19 protein-coding genes are annotated in these 18,866 nt (G+C 39.0%); all 19 read left to right on the forward strand.

All coding sequences use genetic code 11. The annotated features are described in order from the left end of the window. The first annotated feature begins 91 nt into the window (after positions 1-91). The 19 genes from hemW to AC0KUU_RS01760 all read left to right on the forward strand — a co-directional run bounded on the left by hemW (position 92) and on the right by AC0KUU_RS01760 (position 18,791). Complete coding sequence (gene hemW, locus AC0KUU_RS01670; protein WP_025750551.1) at positions 92-1,231, forward strand: radical SAM family heme chaperone HemW; 1,140 nt, start codon at positions 92-94, stop codon at positions 1,229-1,231. 91 nt (positions 1,232-1,322) lie between these two features. Continuing rightward, a complete protein-coding gene (hrcA, locus tag AC0KUU_RS01675) occupies positions 1,323-2,351 on the forward strand; it encodes a heat-inducible transcriptional repressor HrcA (RefSeq protein ID WP_043976185.1) in 1,029 nt (342 codons plus the stop codon). A 105-nt stretch (positions 2,352-2,456) separates the two neighbouring features. After that, complete coding sequence (gene grpE, locus AC0KUU_RS01680; protein WP_013059243.1) at positions 2,457-3,017, forward strand: nucleotide exchange factor GrpE; 561 nt, start codon at positions 2,457-2,459, stop codon at positions 3,015-3,017. A gap of 30 nt (positions 3,018-3,047) precedes the next feature. After that, on the forward strand, positions 3,048-4,865 hold the full coding sequence (gene dnaK, locus AC0KUU_RS01685) for a molecular chaperone DnaK (protein ID WP_013059242.1): 1,818 nt from the start codon (positions 3,048-3,050) through the stop codon (positions 4,863-4,865). A gap of 235 nt (positions 4,866-5,100) precedes the next feature. Beyond that, positions 5,101-6,231, forward strand: coding sequence for a molecular chaperone DnaJ (gene dnaJ / locus AC0KUU_RS01690; RefSeq protein ID WP_013059241.1), 1,131 nt, complete (start codon positions 5,101-5,103; stop codon positions 6,229-6,231). 117 nt (positions 6,232-6,348) lie between these two features. Beyond that, on the forward strand, positions 6,349-7,290 hold the full coding sequence (prmA, locus tag AC0KUU_RS01695; RefSeq protein WP_043976702.1) for a 50S ribosomal protein L11 methyltransferase: 942 nt from the start codon (positions 6,349-6,351) through the stop codon (positions 7,288-7,290). A 19-nt stretch (positions 7,291-7,309) separates the two neighbouring features. Continuing rightward, positions 7,310-8,062, forward strand: a complete 753-nt coding sequence (locus tag AC0KUU_RS01700) for a 16S rRNA (uracil(1498)-N(3))-methyltransferase (protein WP_473451237.1) — start codon at positions 7,310-7,312, stop codon at positions 8,060-8,062. A gap of 5 nt (positions 8,063-8,067) precedes the next feature. Then, positions 8,068-9,426, forward strand: a complete 1,359-nt coding sequence (gene mtaB / locus AC0KUU_RS01705) for a tRNA (N(6)-L-threonylcarbamoyladenosine(37)-C(2))-methylthiotransferase MtaB (RefSeq protein ID WP_025750549.1) — start codon at positions 8,068-8,070, stop codon at positions 9,424-9,426. A 226-nt stretch (positions 9,427-9,652) separates the two neighbouring features. Beyond that, the gene (rpsU, locus tag AC0KUU_RS01710; RefSeq protein WP_013059237.1) at positions 9,653-9,826 is read left to right on the forward strand and encodes a 30S ribosomal protein S21; all 174 of its coding nucleotides are present in this window, start codon (positions 9,653-9,655) and stop codon (positions 9,824-9,826) included. 15 nt (positions 9,827-9,841) lie between these two features. Then, positions 9,842-10,285 (forward strand): GatB/YqeY domain-containing protein, encoded by a 444-nt coding sequence (locus tag AC0KUU_RS01715; protein ID WP_013059236.1) that lies wholly within the window; start codon positions 9,842-9,844, stop codon positions 10,283-10,285. A gap of 178 nt (positions 10,286-10,463) precedes the next feature. Then, positions 10,464-11,795 carry an NfeD family protein gene (locus AC0KUU_RS01720; RefSeq protein ID WP_162214976.1) on the forward strand — a complete coding sequence of 444 codons (1,332 nt, stop codon included), beginning with the start codon at positions 10,464-10,466 and terminating at the stop codon, positions 11,793-11,795. Further along, complete coding sequence (gene floA / locus AC0KUU_RS01725) at positions 11,795-12,778, forward strand: flotillin-like protein FloA (protein WP_237074124.1); 984 nt, start codon at positions 11,795-11,797, stop codon at positions 12,776-12,778. The genes AC0KUU_RS01720 and floA overlap by 1 nt, the downstream gene beginning before the upstream one ends. 31 nt (positions 12,779-12,809) lie before the next feature. Beyond that, on the forward strand, positions 12,810-13,271 hold the full coding sequence (locus tag AC0KUU_RS01730) for a hypothetical protein (protein WP_043976190.1): 462 nt from the start codon (positions 12,810-12,812) through the stop codon (positions 13,269-13,271). 59 nt (positions 13,272-13,330) lie between these two features. Continuing rightward, positions 13,331-13,615: a sporulation protein YqfC gene (gene yqfC / locus AC0KUU_RS01735; RefSeq protein ID WP_013059232.1), complete on the forward strand. Its 285-nt coding sequence runs from the start codon at positions 13,331-13,333 to the stop codon at positions 13,613-13,615. A gap of 16 nt (positions 13,616-13,631) precedes the next feature. After that, positions 13,632-14,819, forward strand: a complete 1,188-nt coding sequence (gene yqfD, locus AC0KUU_RS01740; protein ID WP_016765592.1) for a sporulation protein YqfD — start codon at positions 13,632-13,634, stop codon at positions 14,817-14,819. A gap of 3 nt (positions 14,820-14,822) precedes the next feature. Next, positions 14,823-15,797: a PhoH family protein gene (locus AC0KUU_RS01745; protein WP_043976192.1), complete on the forward strand. Its 975-nt coding sequence runs from the start codon at positions 14,823-14,825 to the stop codon at positions 15,795-15,797. 63 nt (positions 15,798-15,860) lie between these two features. Then, positions 15,861-17,969 (forward strand): HD family phosphohydrolase, encoded by a 2,109-nt coding sequence (locus tag AC0KUU_RS01750; protein WP_043976703.1) that lies wholly within the window; start codon positions 15,861-15,863, stop codon positions 17,967-17,969. After that, the gene (gene ybeY, locus AC0KUU_RS01755) at positions 17,966-18,436 is read left to right on the forward strand and encodes an rRNA maturation RNase YbeY (RefSeq protein ID WP_025750544.1); all 471 of its coding nucleotides are present in this window, start codon (positions 17,966-17,968) and stop codon (positions 18,434-18,436) included. The genes AC0KUU_RS01750 and ybeY overlap by 4 nt, the downstream gene beginning before the upstream one ends. Then, the gene (locus AC0KUU_RS01760) at positions 18,420-18,791 is read left to right on the forward strand and encodes a diacylglycerol kinase family protein (protein ID WP_043976196.1); all 372 of its coding nucleotides are present in this window, start codon (positions 18,420-18,422) and stop codon (positions 18,789-18,791) included. The genes ybeY and AC0KUU_RS01760 overlap by 17 nt, the downstream gene beginning before the upstream one ends. Positions 18,792-18,866: the final 75 nt, after the last annotated feature.

Genomic DNA, 18,866 nt, shown 5'->3' on the forward strand with positions numbered 1-18,866 from the left:
GTAAATAAGTGTGAACAAACATAGATAAAAATACCGCAGAGAGACTCTGCGGTATTTTTATCATTTATAAATGTGATTGAGGTGGAAGTCCATGGTGAAGGCAGCATATCTGCATATCCCGTTTTGTCATCATATTTGTCACTATTGTGACTTTAATAAAGTGTTTTTCAAAAATCAGCCCGTTATGCCGTATTTGGAAAGCATGCGAGAAGAAATGAAACAAACAGTCGAACGTTATCCAACGACCAATTTAAACACGATATTCGTTGGGGGCGGAACGCCCACAGCCTTAGATGAACAGCAGCTGGAGTATTTTTTAGAATCGATTCGTATGTACCTCCCTTATGACGAAAAAGGTGAGTTTACATTTGAAGCGAATCCGAATGAATTGACAAAAGAAAAGCTTCAGCTTCTCCATGATTATGGTGTGAATCGTTTAAGCATTGGTGTACAAACGTTTAATGAAAGATTATTGGAGAAAATTGGACGTGTGCATTCAAACAGACAGGTATTTGATTGTGTTGAGCAAGCGAGAAAGATTGGAATGTCGAATATAAGCTTAGACTTAATTTATAGCCTGCCGGAGCAAACGGTAGCTGATTTCTCTTCGACGCTTCAAACGGCTTTTTCATTAGAGGTGGAGCATATGTCTGCCTATTCGTTGATTATTGAACCTAAAACGGTGTTTTATAATTTAATGAACAAAGGGAAGCTGCCTCTGCCTGCTCAAGAAGAAGAAGCAGCTATGTATGAGCTGCTCATGAAAGAAATGGACAAACAAGGTTTTCATCAATATGAAATCAGTAATTTCGCAAAGCCAGGCTACGAGAGTATTCATAATTTAACATATTGGAACAACGACGATTATTACGGAATTGGCGCAGGCGCACATAGCTATATAGACGGAATAAGACGAGCAAATATTGGACCATTAAAAAAGTACATTGATTCGGTTGAGCAAAACGGAAATGCATATCTCAATGAAGTGAGCGTGACCGAGGCTGAAAAAATGGAAGAAGAAATGTTTTTGGGCCTTCGTAAAACGAAGGGAGTCTCAAAAGAGGAGTTTAAGAAAAAATTCAATCGAGAATTAAAAGATGTATTTGGAGAACCTATTCAAGAATACAAAGAGAAAGGACTTTTGGGTGAAGACAACAGCTCAGTCTTTTTAACACACAATGGTCGATTTTTGGGGAATGAAGTTTTTCAAGCCTTTATTGGGATAATCTAATATCAAATCGTTGACATCGCTATAGTGATTTGGTAATTTATTATTAGATTTAGCACTCAGAGTTTTAGAGTGCTAACAGAGGTGATGAAGCGTGCTTACTGATCGACAGTTATTAATTTTACAAGTCATTATTGATGATTTCATTCGATCTGCGCAGCCGGTAGGCTCTCGAACATTATCTAAGAAAGAAGAGTTTAATTTTAGTTCGGCTACGATTCGTAATGAGATGTCAGACCTAGAAGAACTTGGATTTATTGAAAAAACTCATACTTCTTCAGGGCGCGTTCCGTCTGAGAAAGGTTATCGTTATTATGTTGATCATCTAGTGTCCCCGGAGCACTTGAAAGCAAGCGACGTTTCCACGGTACGTTCGGTATTCGCTGAACGCATTGTAGAACTGGAGCAGCTCGTTCAAAAGTCAGCGCAAATTTTATCTGATTTAACGAGTTTAACGTCTATTGTGCTAGGACCAAAAGCGGTCAGCCATAAGTTAAAACAGCTGCAGATTTTACCTTTAACGGCTCAGTCAGCTGTTGCCATTATTGTGACCGATACAGGACACGTTGAAAGTCGGACGATTACGCTGCCGAGCAGTATTCAACCTTCCGATATTGAAAAAATGGTTAACATTTTAAACGAAAAGCTCATCGGCGTTCGCATTACTGATTTACATGATAAAATGTACAAAGAAGTAGCGACGCTCTTAAAAAGCCACATTCAAGGATATGAGCAGACGATGGATATACTCAATGATGCATTAAAGCTCAACATGAATGGCAAATTAGTAGTTGGCGGCAAAACGAATATGTTTGCTCAGCCGGAATTTCATGATCTTAATAAAATTCGCGGGCTGTTTAACATTATTGAACATGAACAGCAGTTTTATAAGCTGTTAAGCCCAAATGAGGCTGGCATACATGTGAAAATCGGTCATGAAAATAAATTGAATGAAATGGTAGGGTGCAGCTTAATTACAGCTAGTTATTCCTTTGGTCACGAACAGCTTGGTACAATTGCTATACTGGGACCGACCCGCATGGAATATGCGCGTGTGATTAGTTTGCTTACGCTGCTGTCATCAGATATGTCTCAAGTGTTAACAAACTTGTATAAAGAATAAAGGAATCGGGTGGAATATATTACTTCCATCCTTTCCCTGTGATAAAATAAAAAACGTTGTTTAAAATGTGAAAATGTGTGTAAACATTTAAGGGAGGTGAATGAATTGTCAAACGAAAAGCAAGTAGAAGAACAAAACGAAGAAGTGGTTGAAGAAGTTCAAACAGACTCTGCTGAAGCAACTGAAGCTGAAGTGTCTGAGGAAGTAAACCCTCTTCAACAAGAAAATGATCAATTAAAGCAACAGCTTGAAGAAGAAGAGAATCGCTACTTACGTCTACAAGCTGATTTCGATAATTTCCGTCGTCGTTCACGTCTCGATGCAGAAGCTGCTCAAAAATACCGTGCTCAATCATTAGTTTCGGATATTTTACCAGCACTTGATAACTTTGAACGTGCATTACAAGTTAACACAGCGGATGAACAAACTAAATCCGTGCTGCAAGGTGTAGAAATGGTATACCGTCAATTAGTAGAGGCACTTCAAAAAGAAGGTGTTGAAGCAATTGAATCAGTCGGGAAAACATTCGATCCATACGAGCATCAAGCAGTGATGCAAGTAGAAGACGATGAATACGAACCGAACACAGTAGTAGAAGAGCTTCAAAAAGGTTACAAATTAAAAGATAAAATCATCCGCCCTGCGATGGTTAAAGTGAATCAATAACACTACATATTATGAAGGAGGTCATTGTCAATGAGTAAGATCATTGGTATCGATTTAGGTACAACTAACTCTTGTGTCGCTGTATTAGAAGGCGGCGAACCAAAAGTAATTCCAAATCCAGAAGGAAACCGTACAACGCCATCAGTTGTGGCATTCAAAAACGGTGAGCGTCAAGTTGGGGAAGTAGCGAAACGTCAAGCTATTACAAACCCTAACACAATTATTTCAGTTAAACGTCATATGGGTACAGACCATAAGGTTGAAGCAGAAGGCAAGCAATACACGCCTCAAGAAATGTCAGCTATCATTCTTCAACATTTAAAAGGGTATGCTGAAGAGTATTTAGGTGAGCCTGTAACAAAAGCTGTTATCACAGTTCCTGCTTACTTTAATGATGCTGAGCGTCAAGCAACAAAAGATGCTGGTAAAATTGCTGGTTTAGAAGTAGAGCGTATTATTAACGAGCCTACTGCAGCAGCACTTGCATACGGATTAGAAAAAACAGATGAAGATCAAACAGTTTTAGTTTATGACCTTGGTGGCGGTACGTTTGACGTATCTATTCTAGAACTTGGCGACGGCGTATTTGAAGTTCGCGCAACTGCAGGTGACAACCGCCTTGGTGGTGACGACTTTGACCAAGTAATCATCGACTATTTAGTCGCTGAATTCAAAAAAGAAAACGGCGTTGATTTAAGCAAAGATAAAATGGCGCTTCAACGTTTAAAAGATGCGGCTGAAAAAGCGAAAAAAGATTTATCAGGCGTAACATCTACACAAATTTCTTTACCATTTATCACTGCTGGAGAAGCTGGCCCTCTTCACTTAGAGGTATCTTTATCACGTGCTAAATTTGACGAGTTATCAGCAGGCCTTGTAGAGCGTACAATGGCTCCTGTGCGTCAAGCTTTAAAAGATGCAGGCCTTTCTGCAAGCGAACTTGATAAAGTAATCTTAGTTGGTGGTTCAACTCGTATCCCAGCGGTACAAGATGCAATCAAAAAAGAAACTGGTCAAGATCCTCACAAAGGTGTAAACCCTGATGAAGTAGTTGCACTTGGTGCAGCAATTCAAGGTGGCGTATTAACTGGTGATGTAAAAGACGTTGTATTACTAGACGTAACGCCTTTATCACTAGGTATCGAAACAATGGGTGGCGTATTTACAAAGCTAATTGAGCGTAATACGACGATTCCAACAAGTAAATCACAAGTATTCTCAACGGCTGCAGATAGCCAAACGGCTGTAGATATTCATGTTCTTCAAGGTGAGCGTCCAATGTCTGCAGACAACAAAACGCTAGGTCGTTTCCAGTTAACTGATATTCCACCTGCACCACGCGGAGTACCTCAAATCGAAGTATCATTCGATATTGACAAAAACGGTATCGTAAACGTTCGTGCAAAAGATTTAGGTACAAACAAAGAGCAAGCTATTACAATTAAATCTTCAACAGGTTTATCAGATGACGAAATCGACCGCATGGTAAAAGAAGCGGAAGAAAACGCAGATGCTGATAAGCAACGTAAAGAAGAAGTGGAACTACGCAATGAAGCAGATCAATTAGTGTTTACAACTGAAAAAACACTAAAAGATCTTGAAGGAAAAGTAGAAGAAGCTGAAGTAACAAAAGCTAACGAAGCAAAAGATGCTTTAAAAGCAGCGATTGAAAAGAATGACCTTGAAGAAATCAAAGCGAAAAAAGATGAACTTCAAGAAATCGTTCAAGCGTTAACTGTAAAATTGTATGAGCAAGCTCAACAAGCTCAGCAAGCAGGTGAACAAGGCGCTCAAAATGATGATGTTGTAGATGCAGAGTTTGAAGAAGTAAACGACGACAAAAAATAATGCATCTTGACGACTAACGTGAATGACGCCATGGTGCGATTCACATCTTTTTAAAAAGTCAAAGTCAAGCTTATTTCTTGGCTTTGACTTTTTTAACGTGGAAAAGCGAAAGGGAAAGTTTTTCACTTGGCTCTCTGCGCGCACGGGAGCAATAGAAAGTAACTTTTATGTTGCTATGGAATTATTAATAATGATACAATTACGTTTATGTGAAACGATTCGGGAGTGAGTATTGATGAGTAAGCGAGATTACTATGAAGTACTCGGTATCAGTAAGAGCGCTACAAAAGATGAAATAAAAAAAGCATACCGCAAGCTTTCTAAACAATATCATCCAGATATTAACAAAGCGGAAGATGCTGCTGACAAATTTAAAGAAGTAAAAGAAGCATATGAAGTATTGAGTGATGACCAAAAAAAAGCACAATACGATCAATTTGGTCATACTGATCCAAATCAAGGCTTTGGCGGCTTTGGTGGAGGCGGCTCAGACTTTGGCGGCTTCGGCTTTGAAGATATTTTCAGCTCGATCTTTGGTGGTGGTGGTCGCAGACGTGACCCTAATGCTCCGAGACAAGGTGCCGATTTACAATACACGATGACACTTTCTTTTGAAGAAGCTGTTTTCGGAAAAGAAACAACAATTGAAATTCCACGTGAAGAAACGTGTGAAACATGTCACGGTTCAGGTGCAAAACCTGGAACAAAAGTCGATACATGTTCGCACTGTAATGGTTCAGGTCAGTTAAACGTTGAACAAAACACGCCGTTTGGCCGCGTGGTAAATCGACGTGCGTGTCATCATTGTAATGGTACAGGAAAAATCATTAAAGACAAATGTGCAACGTGCCACGGTGACGGTAAAGTAACAAAACGACGTAAAATTAATGTTAAAATTCCAGCTGGTGTAGATGATGGTCAACAGCTGCGCGTAAGTGCTCAAGGAGAACCAGGGGTAAATGGTGGTCCTCCGGGAGATTTATACGTAGTGTTCCACGTGCGCACTCATGAATTCTTTGAACGTGATGGAGACGATATCTACTGCGAAATGCCTTTAACGTTTGCTCAGGCAGCGCTAGGTGATGAAGTAGAAGTACCAACTCTACACGGCAAGGTGAAGTTGAAGATTCCTGCTGGTACACAAACGGGAACGAAATTCCGTTTAAAAGGAAAAGGTGTGGCAAACGTACGAGGATATGGTCAAGGAGATCAGCATATTCACGTTCGAGTTGTAACTCCCACAAAAATATCAGAAAAACAAAAACAATTATTGCGTGAGTTCGCTGAACTGAGCGGTCAAGAAGCCGTTGATGAGCAGCATGATTCCTTTTTTGCAAAAGTAAAACGAGCAATTAAAGGAGAATAATTGTCTTTCATAGTAAACAGAGACAGGTTGGTAAAGGTACTTTGCCAACCTGTCATCTGTCATGTTCATATTTAAAATCCTATATTACTGAAGGCAGAAAGGATGAAGTTGGTAGCAATGAAATGGTCTGAAATTTGTATTCATACAGCGCAAGAAGCAATTGAACCCATCTCTCATATTTTACATGAATCAGGAGCTAGCGGGGTAGTCATTGAAGATCCTGCTGATTTAGTGAAAGAAAGAGATACAACTTTTGGTGAAATCTACGATTTAAACGTAGAAGACTACCCAGAAGAAGGTGTAGTGATTAAAGCATATCTTCCAGTTAACAGCTTTTTAGCAGAAACTGTGGATGGTATCAAAAAAGAAATTAATGGACTGCTTGTTTACGACTTTGATTTAGGAGCTAACAAAGTTACGATCAGTGAAGTGAACGAGGAAGAGTGGGCCACTGCTTGGAAAAAATATTACCATCCCGTGAAAATTTCAGAGCGTTTTACGATTGTACCAACTTGGGAAAACTATGAAAAAGTCAGCACAGATGAATTGATTATCGAGCTTGATCCCGGAATGGCTTTTGGGACAGGTACGCATCCAACAACGGTTATGTCTCTTCAAGCATTGGAAAGAACAGTGAAAGCAGGAGATACTGTTATTGACGTGGGTACAGGTTCAGGAGTGCTAAGCATTGGCGCAGCTCTGTTAGGAGCAAGTAATGTACAAGCTCTAGACCTTGATGAAGTAGCCGTCCGTTCTGCTCGCGAAAATATTGAACTGAATCAAGTTGGGAACGTCGTAACAGTAGGTCAAAACAACTTATTGCAAGGTATAGAAGGACCTGTTGACATTGTTGTGGCGAATATTCTAGCTGAAGTAATCGTTCGTTTTGTAGACGATGCTGCAAAGGTATTAAAGCCAGGAGGCATGTTCATTACATCAGGTATTATTAGTGCGAAAAAAGAAGATGTCAAAAAAGCGCTAACGGGAGCGGGCTTTGTTATTCAAGAAGTAACGCTTATGGAAGACTGGGTAGCAATTATTGCGCAAAAACAAGCTTAACAAGTGAGAAGGTGTCAAGATGCAACGTTATTTTCTGCCAAATGATCAATTTCAAGAGCAAAGTGTCATAGTGACACAGGATGATGCCCATCATATCTCACGCGTCATGAGAATGAATGAAGGACCACAGTTTATTGCCTGTAATGAACAGGGGCAAGCTGCTTTGTGTGAAATTGAAAATATTTCCGCTAACGAAGTGAAAGCATCTATTATAGAATGGATAAGCGAAGAAAAAGAGCTTCCAGTCCATGTTACAATTGTGAACGGTCTGCCTAAAGGGGATAAGCTCGAGCTTATTATCCAAAAAGGGACAGAACTTGGGGCGTATAAGTTTATCCCTTTTATTGCGGCTCGTTCAGTTGTTAAATGGGATGATAAAAAGAGTCAAAAAAAAGTAGATCGCTGGAACAAGATTGCTAAAGAGGCTGCAGAACAATCTCATCGTACGATTGTACCAGCAGTAGAAGCCCCAATTTCTTTTAAAAAGCTAGTAGAAATTAGCGGTGACTATACTCATAAAGTTGTAGCCTATGAAGAAAGAGCAAAGCAAGGAGAAACATCTCATCTGCACGCTGTTCTTTCGGCTTTAAAACCGGGCCATTCCGTGCTTGTGGTTGTAGGCCCCGAGGGTGGTTTGACCGAGCAGGAAGTAGAAGTATTAGAAGAAAATGAATTTACAATAAGCGGATTTGGTCCGCGGATTTTACGAGCAGAAACAGCTCCTTTATATGCGCTGTCTGCTATATCTTATCAAACTGAGTTAATGAGGTGACGATTATGTCAACAGTTGCTTTTCACACGCTAGGGTGTAAAGTAAATCACTATGAAACAGAAGCAATTTGGCAATTGTTCAAAGGCCAAGGCTATGAGCGTGTTGAATATGAACAAACTGCCGATGTATATGTAATTAATACATGTACGGTAACAAATACAGGAGATAAAAAAAGCCGTCAAGTTATTCGTAGAGCTGTGCGGAAAAATCCAGATGCGGTTATTTGTGTAACTGGGTGTTATGCTCAAACTTCGCCAGCTGAAATTATGGCCATTCCTGGTGTTGATATCGTAGTAGGTACACAAGACCGCGTTAAGATGCTTGATTATATTGAACAATTTAAAAAAGAGCGTCAGCCGATTAACGGCGTAGGAAACATTATGAAAACACGCGTATATGAAGAGCTAGATGTACCGGCTTTTACAGACCGTACGCGTGCTTCGTTAAAGATTCAAGAAGGCTGTAACAACTTCTGTACATTCTGTATTATTCCATGGGCGCGCGGTTTAATGCGATCTCGTGATCCTAAAGAAGTAGTAGCACAAGCACAGCAGCTAGTGGATGCGGGCTATAAAGAAATCGTGTTAACAGGTATTCACACTGGCGGATACGGAGAAGACATGAAAGATTACAATCTTGCCCAGCTTCTTCGTGATTTAGAGTCTCAAGTAAAAGGATTAAAACGCATTCGTATTTCGTCAATTGAAGCAAGTCAAATTACGGACGAAGTGATTGAGGTACTAGATCAATCAGAAATGGTTGTACGTCATTTGCATATTCCTCTTCAATCAGGTTCAAATACGGTATTGAAGCGCATGCGTCGTAAGTATACAATGGAGTTCTTTGGTGAGCGCTTAAACCGTCTGAAAGAAGCTCTTCCTGGATTAGCGATTACATCAGATGTTATTGTTGGCTTCCCAGGTGAAACAGAAGAAGAGTTTATGGAGACGTATAACTTTATTAAAGAGCACGGTTTTTCAGAGCTTCATGTATTCCCGTATTCTAAACGTACAGGTACGCCAGCGGCTCGTATGACCGACCAAATTGATGAAGAAGTAAAAAATCAACGTGTGCATCGTTTAATCGAACTTTCGAATCAATTGGCAAAAGAATATGCTTCAACGTTTGAAGGAGAAGTACTAGAAGTAATTCCGGAAGAAAAATATAAAGAAGATCCTGAAAGTGGTTTATATGTAGGATATACTGATAACTACTTAAAGGTTGTGTTTAAAGCGTCTGAAGAAATGGTTGGAAAGCTTGTAAAAGTGAAAATTTCAAAAGCTGGATATCCTTATAATGAAGGTGAGTTTGTTCGCGTGCTAGATGAGGTTCATCTTCAAGATCAGGTGAAAATGAGCTCATAACACTTATTGGAAAGCTGCGTGTATACGCAGCTTTTTTCATACGTGTAAAAAAGCTGAACGAGTAATGTTTTATCAAGAAAGTTCATAAAATAAAGGGGGAATAACTGCATTACTTTATGTAAAGCGGTTGACCTTAAGGAATCATTATATTATAATTGCAAAAGACATGTCTAACATGTCATTTCATTATGATGTTAGTGGTTTTGTTCGGAGGGAGGGAATTAGAATGTCAAGAACAGTTGTTCGTAAAAACGAATCGCTTGAAGATGCTCTTCGTCGCTTCAAACGTTCAGTTTCAAAAACTGGTACGTTACAAGAAGCAAGAAAGCGCGAATTCTATGAAAAGCCTAGCGTAAAGCGTAAGAAGAAATCTGAAGCTGCTAGAAAACGCAAGTTCTAATAAGAGGGTGGATTTATGAGTCTTCTCGAGCGTTTAAATAGTGATATGAAACAAGCGATGAAAAACAAAGAGAAAGAGAAGCTTGGGGTCATTCGTATGGTCAAAGCATCTCTTCAAAACGAAGCCATTAAGTTAGGAACCGACCTAACTGAAGCAGACGAGTTGACGGTTATTTCTCGCGAATTCAAACAACGTAAAGACTCCCTCCATGAATTTGAGAAAGCAGGTCGTCAAGATCTTGTTGATAAAATTCATTCTGAATTAGCGGTTTTAGAAGTTTACGCTCCTAAACAGCTAACTGAAGAAGAGTTATCTGAAATTATTAAAACGACGATTGAAGAAACGCAGTCTTCCTCTAAAGCTGATATGGGGAAAGTTATGGGAGCGCTTATGCCGAAAGTAAAAGGCAAAGCGGATGGCTCTCTTGTTAATAAGCTTGTCCTTCAACACTTATCATAAAAAACACCTTACCTTGTGTAAGGTGTTTTTTATATGGATAATAATCGAACGTATGTTTTATTTTTCTTGTGCAAAGAATAAAATAGATAAATTTTAAAAAATTTGAAACTATTGTTAAAGTTATTCGTATATACAGATACATGCTCATACTATCTATGGAAGGAGGGAAGTGTATTCGGTGAAAACCTTATTTTCTTTCGTGTGCTTTCTTATCTTAGCCACTGGGTTATTCCCCACTATTAGCACCGCTGACGTGAAGCGTGTACACGTTATTCCTGTAAATAAAACGGTAGAAAATGGACTGCTTTCTTTTCTAAACAGATCCATTAAAGATGCGGAAAATGACGGTGCAGATTTGATTATATTGGACATAGATACTCCTGGAGGAGCTGTAGATGCAGCTTCTGAAATAGCTAAAAGCTTAACCTCAACACCTATTCCTACCGCTGCTTTTGTCGATAAAAAAGCATTATCAGCCGGAGCGTATATTGCACTTAACGCCGATCAAATTTATATGACACCCGGTTCTACAATGGGATCGGCAGCAGTGATTGACCAACAGGGAAATGCCGCAGGAAAAAAAGCTCAGTCCTACTGGTTATCGGCTATGAAGAGCGCAGCAGAACAAAATAACCGAAACCCTAAATATGCAGAAGCGATGGCAAATACCAAGATGGTAATACCTGAGCTCAACTTAAAAGGAAATGAATTGCTGACGCTCACTCCGAAGCAAGCCGAGCAAGTTGGTTATTCAGAAGGGACTGTAAAAAATTTAGACGGTCTCCTAAGCGTATTTGGCTATGAAGATGCTAAACTGACGTATGCGAAAATGAGTGTAAGTGAACAAATTGCTCGTTTTCTTACCCATCCGCTTGTTGTTCCCATTTTATTATCCATTGGTGCTTTAGGAATTGTAATTGAATTGTTTACGCCTTCATTTGGTATTGCGGGCTCTATTGGAATAGCTTCACTTCTTTTATTTTTCTATGGTCATATGGTAGCAGGATTAGCTGGCATGGAAGCGCTCGTTTTATTTATAGCAGGAATTATATTGCTTCTGTTAGAGATTGTAGTACCAGGCGGAGTTTTAGGACTACTAGGACTTGGAGCTATCATTTTAAGTTTTTTTATGTCAACAGATAATAATGTCGAAATGGGAATTTCTCTTGTAATTGCAATAGTGGTGGCACTGGGAGGTGCGTTGGTGATGATGAAATTTTTTAAAAGGAAGCTTACACCTTTCAAAAAAATGGTGCTTAATGATTCACTTAATACTGAATCTGGCTACGTGTCGAATCAAAATCGTTATGAATTAATAGGAAAACAAGGTAAAACAACAACACCTCTTCGTCCTTCAGGTACCGTGCTCATCGATGAAGAGTATGTGGATGTAGTCACTGAAGGCGGATATTTAGACAAAGATGTGTTAGTAAATATTATAAAAGTAGAGGGATCAAGGGTTGTGGTGCGGAAGCTTACAGAGCCTTTGAAAAAGGAGGACCTTAATTAATGGAAGTAGGTAGCGTATTGTTTTTTGTAGTTATTGGTCTAGCAATTGTTGCTTTAGCTGTTTTTTTCACTTTTGTACCGATTATGCTATGGATTTCAGCATTAGCAGCAGGTGTTCGTATTAGTATTTTCACACTGGTCGGAATGAGACTTCGTCGAGTGATACCATCTCGCGTTGTGAACCCGTTAATTAAAGCAAGTAAAGCAGGTTTAGGTATTACCATTAATCAATTAGAAAGCCACTATTTAGCAGGCGGTAACGTTGACCGTGTGGTAAATGCGCTGATTGCAGCGCACCGAGCAAATATTGAGTTAACATTTGAGCGCGGAGCAGCTATCGACTTAGCGGGCCGTGATGTGCTAGAAGCTGTACAAATGAGCGTTAATCCAAAAGTTATTGAAACACCTTTTATTGCAGGGGTGGCTATGGATGGAATCGAAGTCAAAGCAAAAGCTCGAATTACTGTTCGTGCAAACATTGATCGACTAGTAGGGGGAGCTGGAGAAGAAACGATTATTGCCCGTGTTGGCGAGGGGATTGTTTCTACAATCGGTTCGCAAAAAGATCACAAAAAAGTATTGGAAAATCCCGATATGATTTCTCAAACGGTGTTAGGAAAAGGACTGGATTCAGGAACAGCGTTTGAAATCTTATCCATTGATATTGCTGACATCGATATTGGTAAAAATATTGGGGCAGTTCTTCAAACAGACCAAGCGGAAGCAGATAAAAATATTGCACAAGCAAAAGCCGAAGAACGTCGTGCTATGGCCGTTGCTCAAGAACAAGAAATGCGTGCAAAAGTAGAAGAAATGCGTGCAAAAGTAGTAGAAGCAGAAGCAGAAGTACCGTTAGCGATGGCAGAAGCACTGCGCTCTGGCAATATTGGCGTCATGGATTATATGAATATTCAAAACTTGACTGCTGATACGGATATGCGTGATTCAATCGGGAAAATGTCTAAAGAAGACGATGAGAAATAATGAATCAGCTTAACAAGGAGGTTTTCTCCTAATGAATATCGTTGAAACGCTTATTAAACTAATTATTAATAATGCTTTCATTTTTGTCATCATTGGAGGAATTATTTTTAACGTTGTGCAGCGTTTTATGGCTCAGTCAAAAGAGGAAGAACAGCAGCGTTCTAAAAGAGCTCCTATGCCTCCTGTAAACAATCCTTCAAGGCGGGAAAGACCTAGATATCGACCTGTCAAAGAAGAGCCAAAAACAGCTCGTATGGAGCCGGAAACTGTTTCTTCAGCAGAAACAAATCCTTTGCAAGAAAAATTGGAAGAGCTAAAAAATCGTCCGTATCATGAACCATCTATTCAAAAGAAAATCACAGTTGACAAACCAAAAATCACGGGTGAGAAAAACGTTTTTAAGCCCATTTCTCGTAAAGAAGCTGTTCAAGGAGTGATATGGTCCGAAATTCTAGGGCCGCCAAAATCGAAACAACGTAAATATAAACGATAAATAGATGTGATACATTAACCCCCTTTCTCATAAACATGAGATGAAAGGGGGTTCTTTTTATGAGCAAAAAGTGGAGACACCAAATGAAAAGATGGATGACAAAAACAATGGAACTACCCGCTGATGTATTAATGGATCTTCCCCGTATTACGTTAGTTGGACAAATACACATTTATATTGAAAATCATAAAGGTTTATTAGCCTTTTCTGATACTGAAATACGCGTGTTACTAAAACAGGGACAAATGTTAATTCGAGGTGAAGGACTGGTCATTAAAGTAATACTGCCAGAAGAACTGGTTTTAGAAGGTAAAATCAATCAAGTTCTTTATTTAGAACAATAACACAAGGAGGAAAAAAATGAAGAATGGATGGACAAACTTTGTTATTGGTACCGTACGTATTCGAATTGTTGGAAAAGGAATTGAACGTTTTTTAAATAATTGTGTGAGACAACAGATTATGATTTCGAATGTCCATAAAGTTGACGGTCAGCTAGCGACAGCAACGATATTATTGAAAGATGTAAAAAAAATTCGTATACTAATTCGCAACGCAGATTGTAAAATTTATTTTATAAGAGGCAGAGGTTTTCCTTTTTTAACAAAACGAGTGATCAAAAATAGTGGATTTGCTTTAGGTTTTCTTTCTTTTTTTATTATTCTTGGTTTGCTTTCCAACATGGTGTGGAAAGTGGAAATTAGCGGTGCAGAACCACAAACGGAACATCAAATGACTAAGCAGCTTGCCAAAATAGGTGTAAAAAGAGGAGAGTTTCAATTTCTGTTAGAAAGTCCTGAAAAAATTCAGCGCTATTTAACAGATAATATGAACAATATTACCTGGGTGGGAGTAGAAGTGCGCGGCACTTCTTATCACTTCCAAGTGGTTGAAAAAAATGAGCCCAAGCCTCAGCAAAAAACACCTTACCAACATTTAATTGCTAAAAAGAAAGCCATTATTACGAATTTGTTTGTCGAAAAAGGACAACCTTTAGTCAAGGTTAATGATTTTGTCAACGAAGGCGAGGTCCTAGTTTCGGGTATTATTGGAAACGAAAAAAATAAAAAAGTAGTAGCTGCTAAAGGGAAAGTCTACGGTGAAACATGGTATAAGTCTGAGGTGGAAGTGCCTTTAAAAACTGATTTTCAGGTATTAACGGGTAATGGATATACGAAGCACTATTTAGATTTTCAAGCTTTTAAAATGCCTCTTTGGGCTTTTAACAAAGAAAAATACGCCTCAAAGGTGACAGAAAAAGTGGAGCATCCACTCTATTTTTTTAAATGGAAATTACCTCTGTCGTATGAGAAAGTTGCTGTACGAGAAGAACAGAACTCGCAGCGCGTCTATTCTAAACAAGAGGCGGTGGAAAAAGCTTTGGAAATCGGTCGAAAAAAATTACTATCAACTTTAGGTGAGGATGCTAAAATAAAAGGTGAAAAAGTTTTGCACCAAGAACAGGACAATGGTAAAGTTAGATTATCAATACATTACCAAGTTATAGAAAATATTGCGAACACTCAACCAATTATTCAAGGAGATTGATGAATGTCAGAACAGCTAGTAACAATTAACGTACAACTTGATGATTCAAATGAAGCCATTTCATTATTTGGCGTACAAGATGCGAATTTAAAGCGAATTGAAGAAGAAATGCAGGTCTCTATCATATCAAGAGGTGAGACTGTTGTAGTCTCCGGAAGTACAGAAAATGTTCAGCTAGTGGAAGAAATGCTTAAAAAGTTACTGAACATTATCCGGAAAAATATTTCCATATCTGAACGAGATGTTGTGTATGCGATTCAATTAGCTAAGAAAAATTCTCTCGAGTTTTTTGAAGATGTATATGAAGAAGAGATTGGTAAAAATGTAAAAGGTAAGACTATTCGTGTTAAGACATTAGGACAAAGTCAATACATTTCGGCTATTAAGAAAAATGATTTGGTATTTGGAATTGGGCCTGCTGGTACTGGTAAAACGTATTTAGCCGTTGTCATGGCCGTTAATGCTCTTAAAAATGGTCACGTGCAGCGTATTATTTTAACACGTCCTGCTGTTGAAGCAGGTGAAAGTCTTGGCTTCTTGCCAGGAGATTTGAAAGAAAAAGTAGATCCGTACTTGCGGCCTCTGTATGATGCATTACATGATGTATTAGGAACAGAACATACGCAACGCCTAATCGAACGCGGAGTTATTGAAATAGCACCTCTTGCTTATATGCGAGGTCGTACACTAGATGATGCGTTTGTTATCTTAGACGAAGCGCAAAACACCACGATGGCGCAAATGAAGATGTTTTTAACACGACTAGGATTTGGGTCTAAAATGGTGATTACAGGAGATATTTCACAAATTGATTTACCAAAAGGAGCTCAGTCTGGTCTAGCGGCTGTCTCGAAAATCCTGACCAATGTTAAAGGTATTTCGTTTGTTCATCTAGAACAGTCAGATGTTGTGCGCCATCCACTTGTGGGACGCATCGTTCAAGCGTACGAACAAGCTGACCAAAAGACCCTTTCTTAATAGGGTCTATTTTTTGTAAAAGGGGGTACGTTTGTGTCAACGTTTCGGATAATCAAGCAAACAATGGCACAGATCGAGCGATTACGGTTAATTCAAATTGGGTTATATGCCTTGTTAGGTGTAATGATGTTTGCGTCTATGTATAGCAATGTAAAGCCGCAGGAATTAGATCTCAGATTACTATCTATTTCTCCGCAAACCATTTACTCACCCGTTACCATTGAAGATAAAGAGAGCACAGAGAAAAAACGGGCAGAGGCAGAACAAGCCGTTGAAGATGTGTATACACAAAAAACAGAATACGCACAGAACCAAGTCGATCTTGTTGCATCTATTTTTGATGCGATGATGGAAGTTAATACAGAATATGAAAAAGAAGATCATGAAGATGACAGTATCGATGCCGTATTAAAAACCAAACAAAAAATGCTAGAGGACAAGCTTCCTGAAGACATTCAAAAAAACTTGCCAAAGGATACCATTAAGCAGCTGCTTCAGTCTTCTAACAGTGATTTATCGATTGCGAAAGATGCTGTAGTCACGGCCGTTCATCATGTGATGAAAGATCAAGTGAAGATTAGCGATGTAGAAGAGAAAAAAGATCAAGTAGAAAGTCAGCTTGTTTACACCAATGTCAGCAATTCTCTAAAGGATTCAATGAATGCAATTGCTAAATTCGCTATCATTCCAAACGTGATTTATGATCCACAAAAAACAGCTGAAAACCGTCAAGCAGCTGTGGAAAAAGTGGAGCCTGTCCGAATCAAACAAGGCCAGATTATCGTAGAAGAAAATCAGCTTATTAATCCTGATATATATCGTCAGCTCCAGCTCGCGGGATTGTTGAATAATAAAGGATCTATTCAGCCTTTTGCGGGGTTAGCTTTGCTGATTGTAATGATGATAGCGGGCCTCATTTACTATTTGCGTGAATTTCACACCAAGACATATCAGCCCTTGCTGTTGTATGTATTAGTAGCAACCATTACGATTGGCCTCATGAAAATCTTAAGCTTGTTTCAGCAAATTGATTTATCAGAAATTGGTTTCTTAGCTCCTGTTGCGGTGGGAGGTTTGCTGATTCGAATTTTAATGGATGAACGCATTGCTATTTTATCAAGCATTGTATTTGCTATTTGTGGAAGCATTATTTTTAATGGTGAATTAACAACCTCGTTTAATATGAACATTGGGATCTACTTTTTAATTAGCAATATTGCTGCTATTTTATTTTTAAGCAGGCAGCACAGACGTTCACGGATTTTGCAGGCAGGTCTATTTGTGGCTATGGTAAACGTAATTATCAGCTTTGCGATTATTTTTATTAAAAATGGTCATATCGGCACTGTAGAGCTTGGCTATTACAGCATGATGTCAATTGCATCTGGTGTTATCGCTTCCGTTTTAGCTATAGGTTTGCTACCGTTTTTTGAAAGTGGATTTGGCATTTTATCTACGATGAAGCTGATTGAATTATCGAGTCCTACTCATCCGCTATTACGCAAAATCTTAACCGAAACACCTGGAACATACCATCACAGCGTAATGGTGGCAAACTTATCTGAAGCGGCGTGCGAAACGATAGGAGCTAACGGTTTATTAGCGAGAGTCGGGGCTTATTACCACGATATTGGTAAAACGAAGCGACCGCAGTATTTTATTGAAAATCAAATGAATATTACTAATCCGCATGATAAACTAAGTCCTAAGACTAGTAAAAATATTATAATCGCACATGCTACAGATGGAGCGACCATTTTGCGGAATCACAAGTTTCCAAAAGAGATTGTAGATATTGCAGAGCAGCATCACGGAACCACTCTGCTTAAGTTTTTCTATCATAAGGCACTCGAACAAACAGAAGAAAAAATTGATGAAAAAGAATATCGCTATCCTGGACCAAAGCCTCAGTCGAAAGAAGCAGCGGTTATTTGCATAGCTGATAGTGTAGAAGCAGCCGTAAGGTCAATGTCCAATCCGACTCCGGAAAAAATTGAGAACTTGGTGCGAAATATTATTAAAGATCGCTTGCAGGACGAGCAGCTTAGCGAGTGTAACGTAACGCTCAAAGAGCTAGAGTTAATTCGCCAAGCACTATGTGAAACTTTAAATGGGATTTTTCATTCCCGAATCGAATATCCAGAGATAAAAAAAGAGAAGGTGAAGGTATGAGTTTAGTTATTGATTTTATTGATGAAACAAACGAAGTAAGTGAAGAACAGCAAAAAGAGCTTGAAAAGCTGCTTGAAGCCGCTGCTATATATGAAAATCTGCAAGAGGATGCAGAAGTATCCGTTACATTTGTGGATAATGATCGAATTCAAGAAATCAATCATCAATACCGCCATAAAAATCAGCCAACGGATGTAATATCGTTTGCGCTAGAAGAAATGGGCGAAGATGAAATGCAAATTATCGGAGATGAGATGCCAAGAGTCCTAGGGGACATTGTCATTTCGATTCCAAAAGCTCATGAGCAAGCAGAAGAATACAATCACTCGTTTATGAGGGAGCTAGGATTCTTAACGGTTCACGGTTTCTTGCACTTGCTTGGATATGACCATGAAACATCAGAAGATGAAAAAGAGATGTTTACACGTCAAAAAGATATTTTAGAACAATATGGACTCTCGCGATAAAAAGGGGATAGCTAAAGTTGTCAGTAGCTTTGGTTATGCAATAGAAGGGTTTATCTATGTTTGTAAAACACAGAGAAATATGCAAATTCACGTAGCAGCTTCTTTCATCGTCCTTTTCTTAGGAGCCGTGCTGTCAATTACAGCTGGTGAATGGGTGGTTGTGCTGCTTCTGATTGCAGGCATGTTCAGCTTGGAGTTAATGAATACAGCGGTTGAAAAAGTTGTCGATTTAGTTTCTCCTGAATATCACATACTAGCAAAACACGCAAAAGATGCAGCCGCAGCCGCGGTGTTGGTCTATGCGTGTTTTGCTGTCCTTATAGGAGGAATTATTTTCTTAAAGTATTTGTTTTAAAAAGGATTCTTTTTGGTTCTTTACACCCCCGTGGTATAATAAAAAAGGACAAGTTAAAAGACATGTAGAAGGGCA

It is taken from the genome of Priestia sp. ST2, assembly GCF_055810735.1.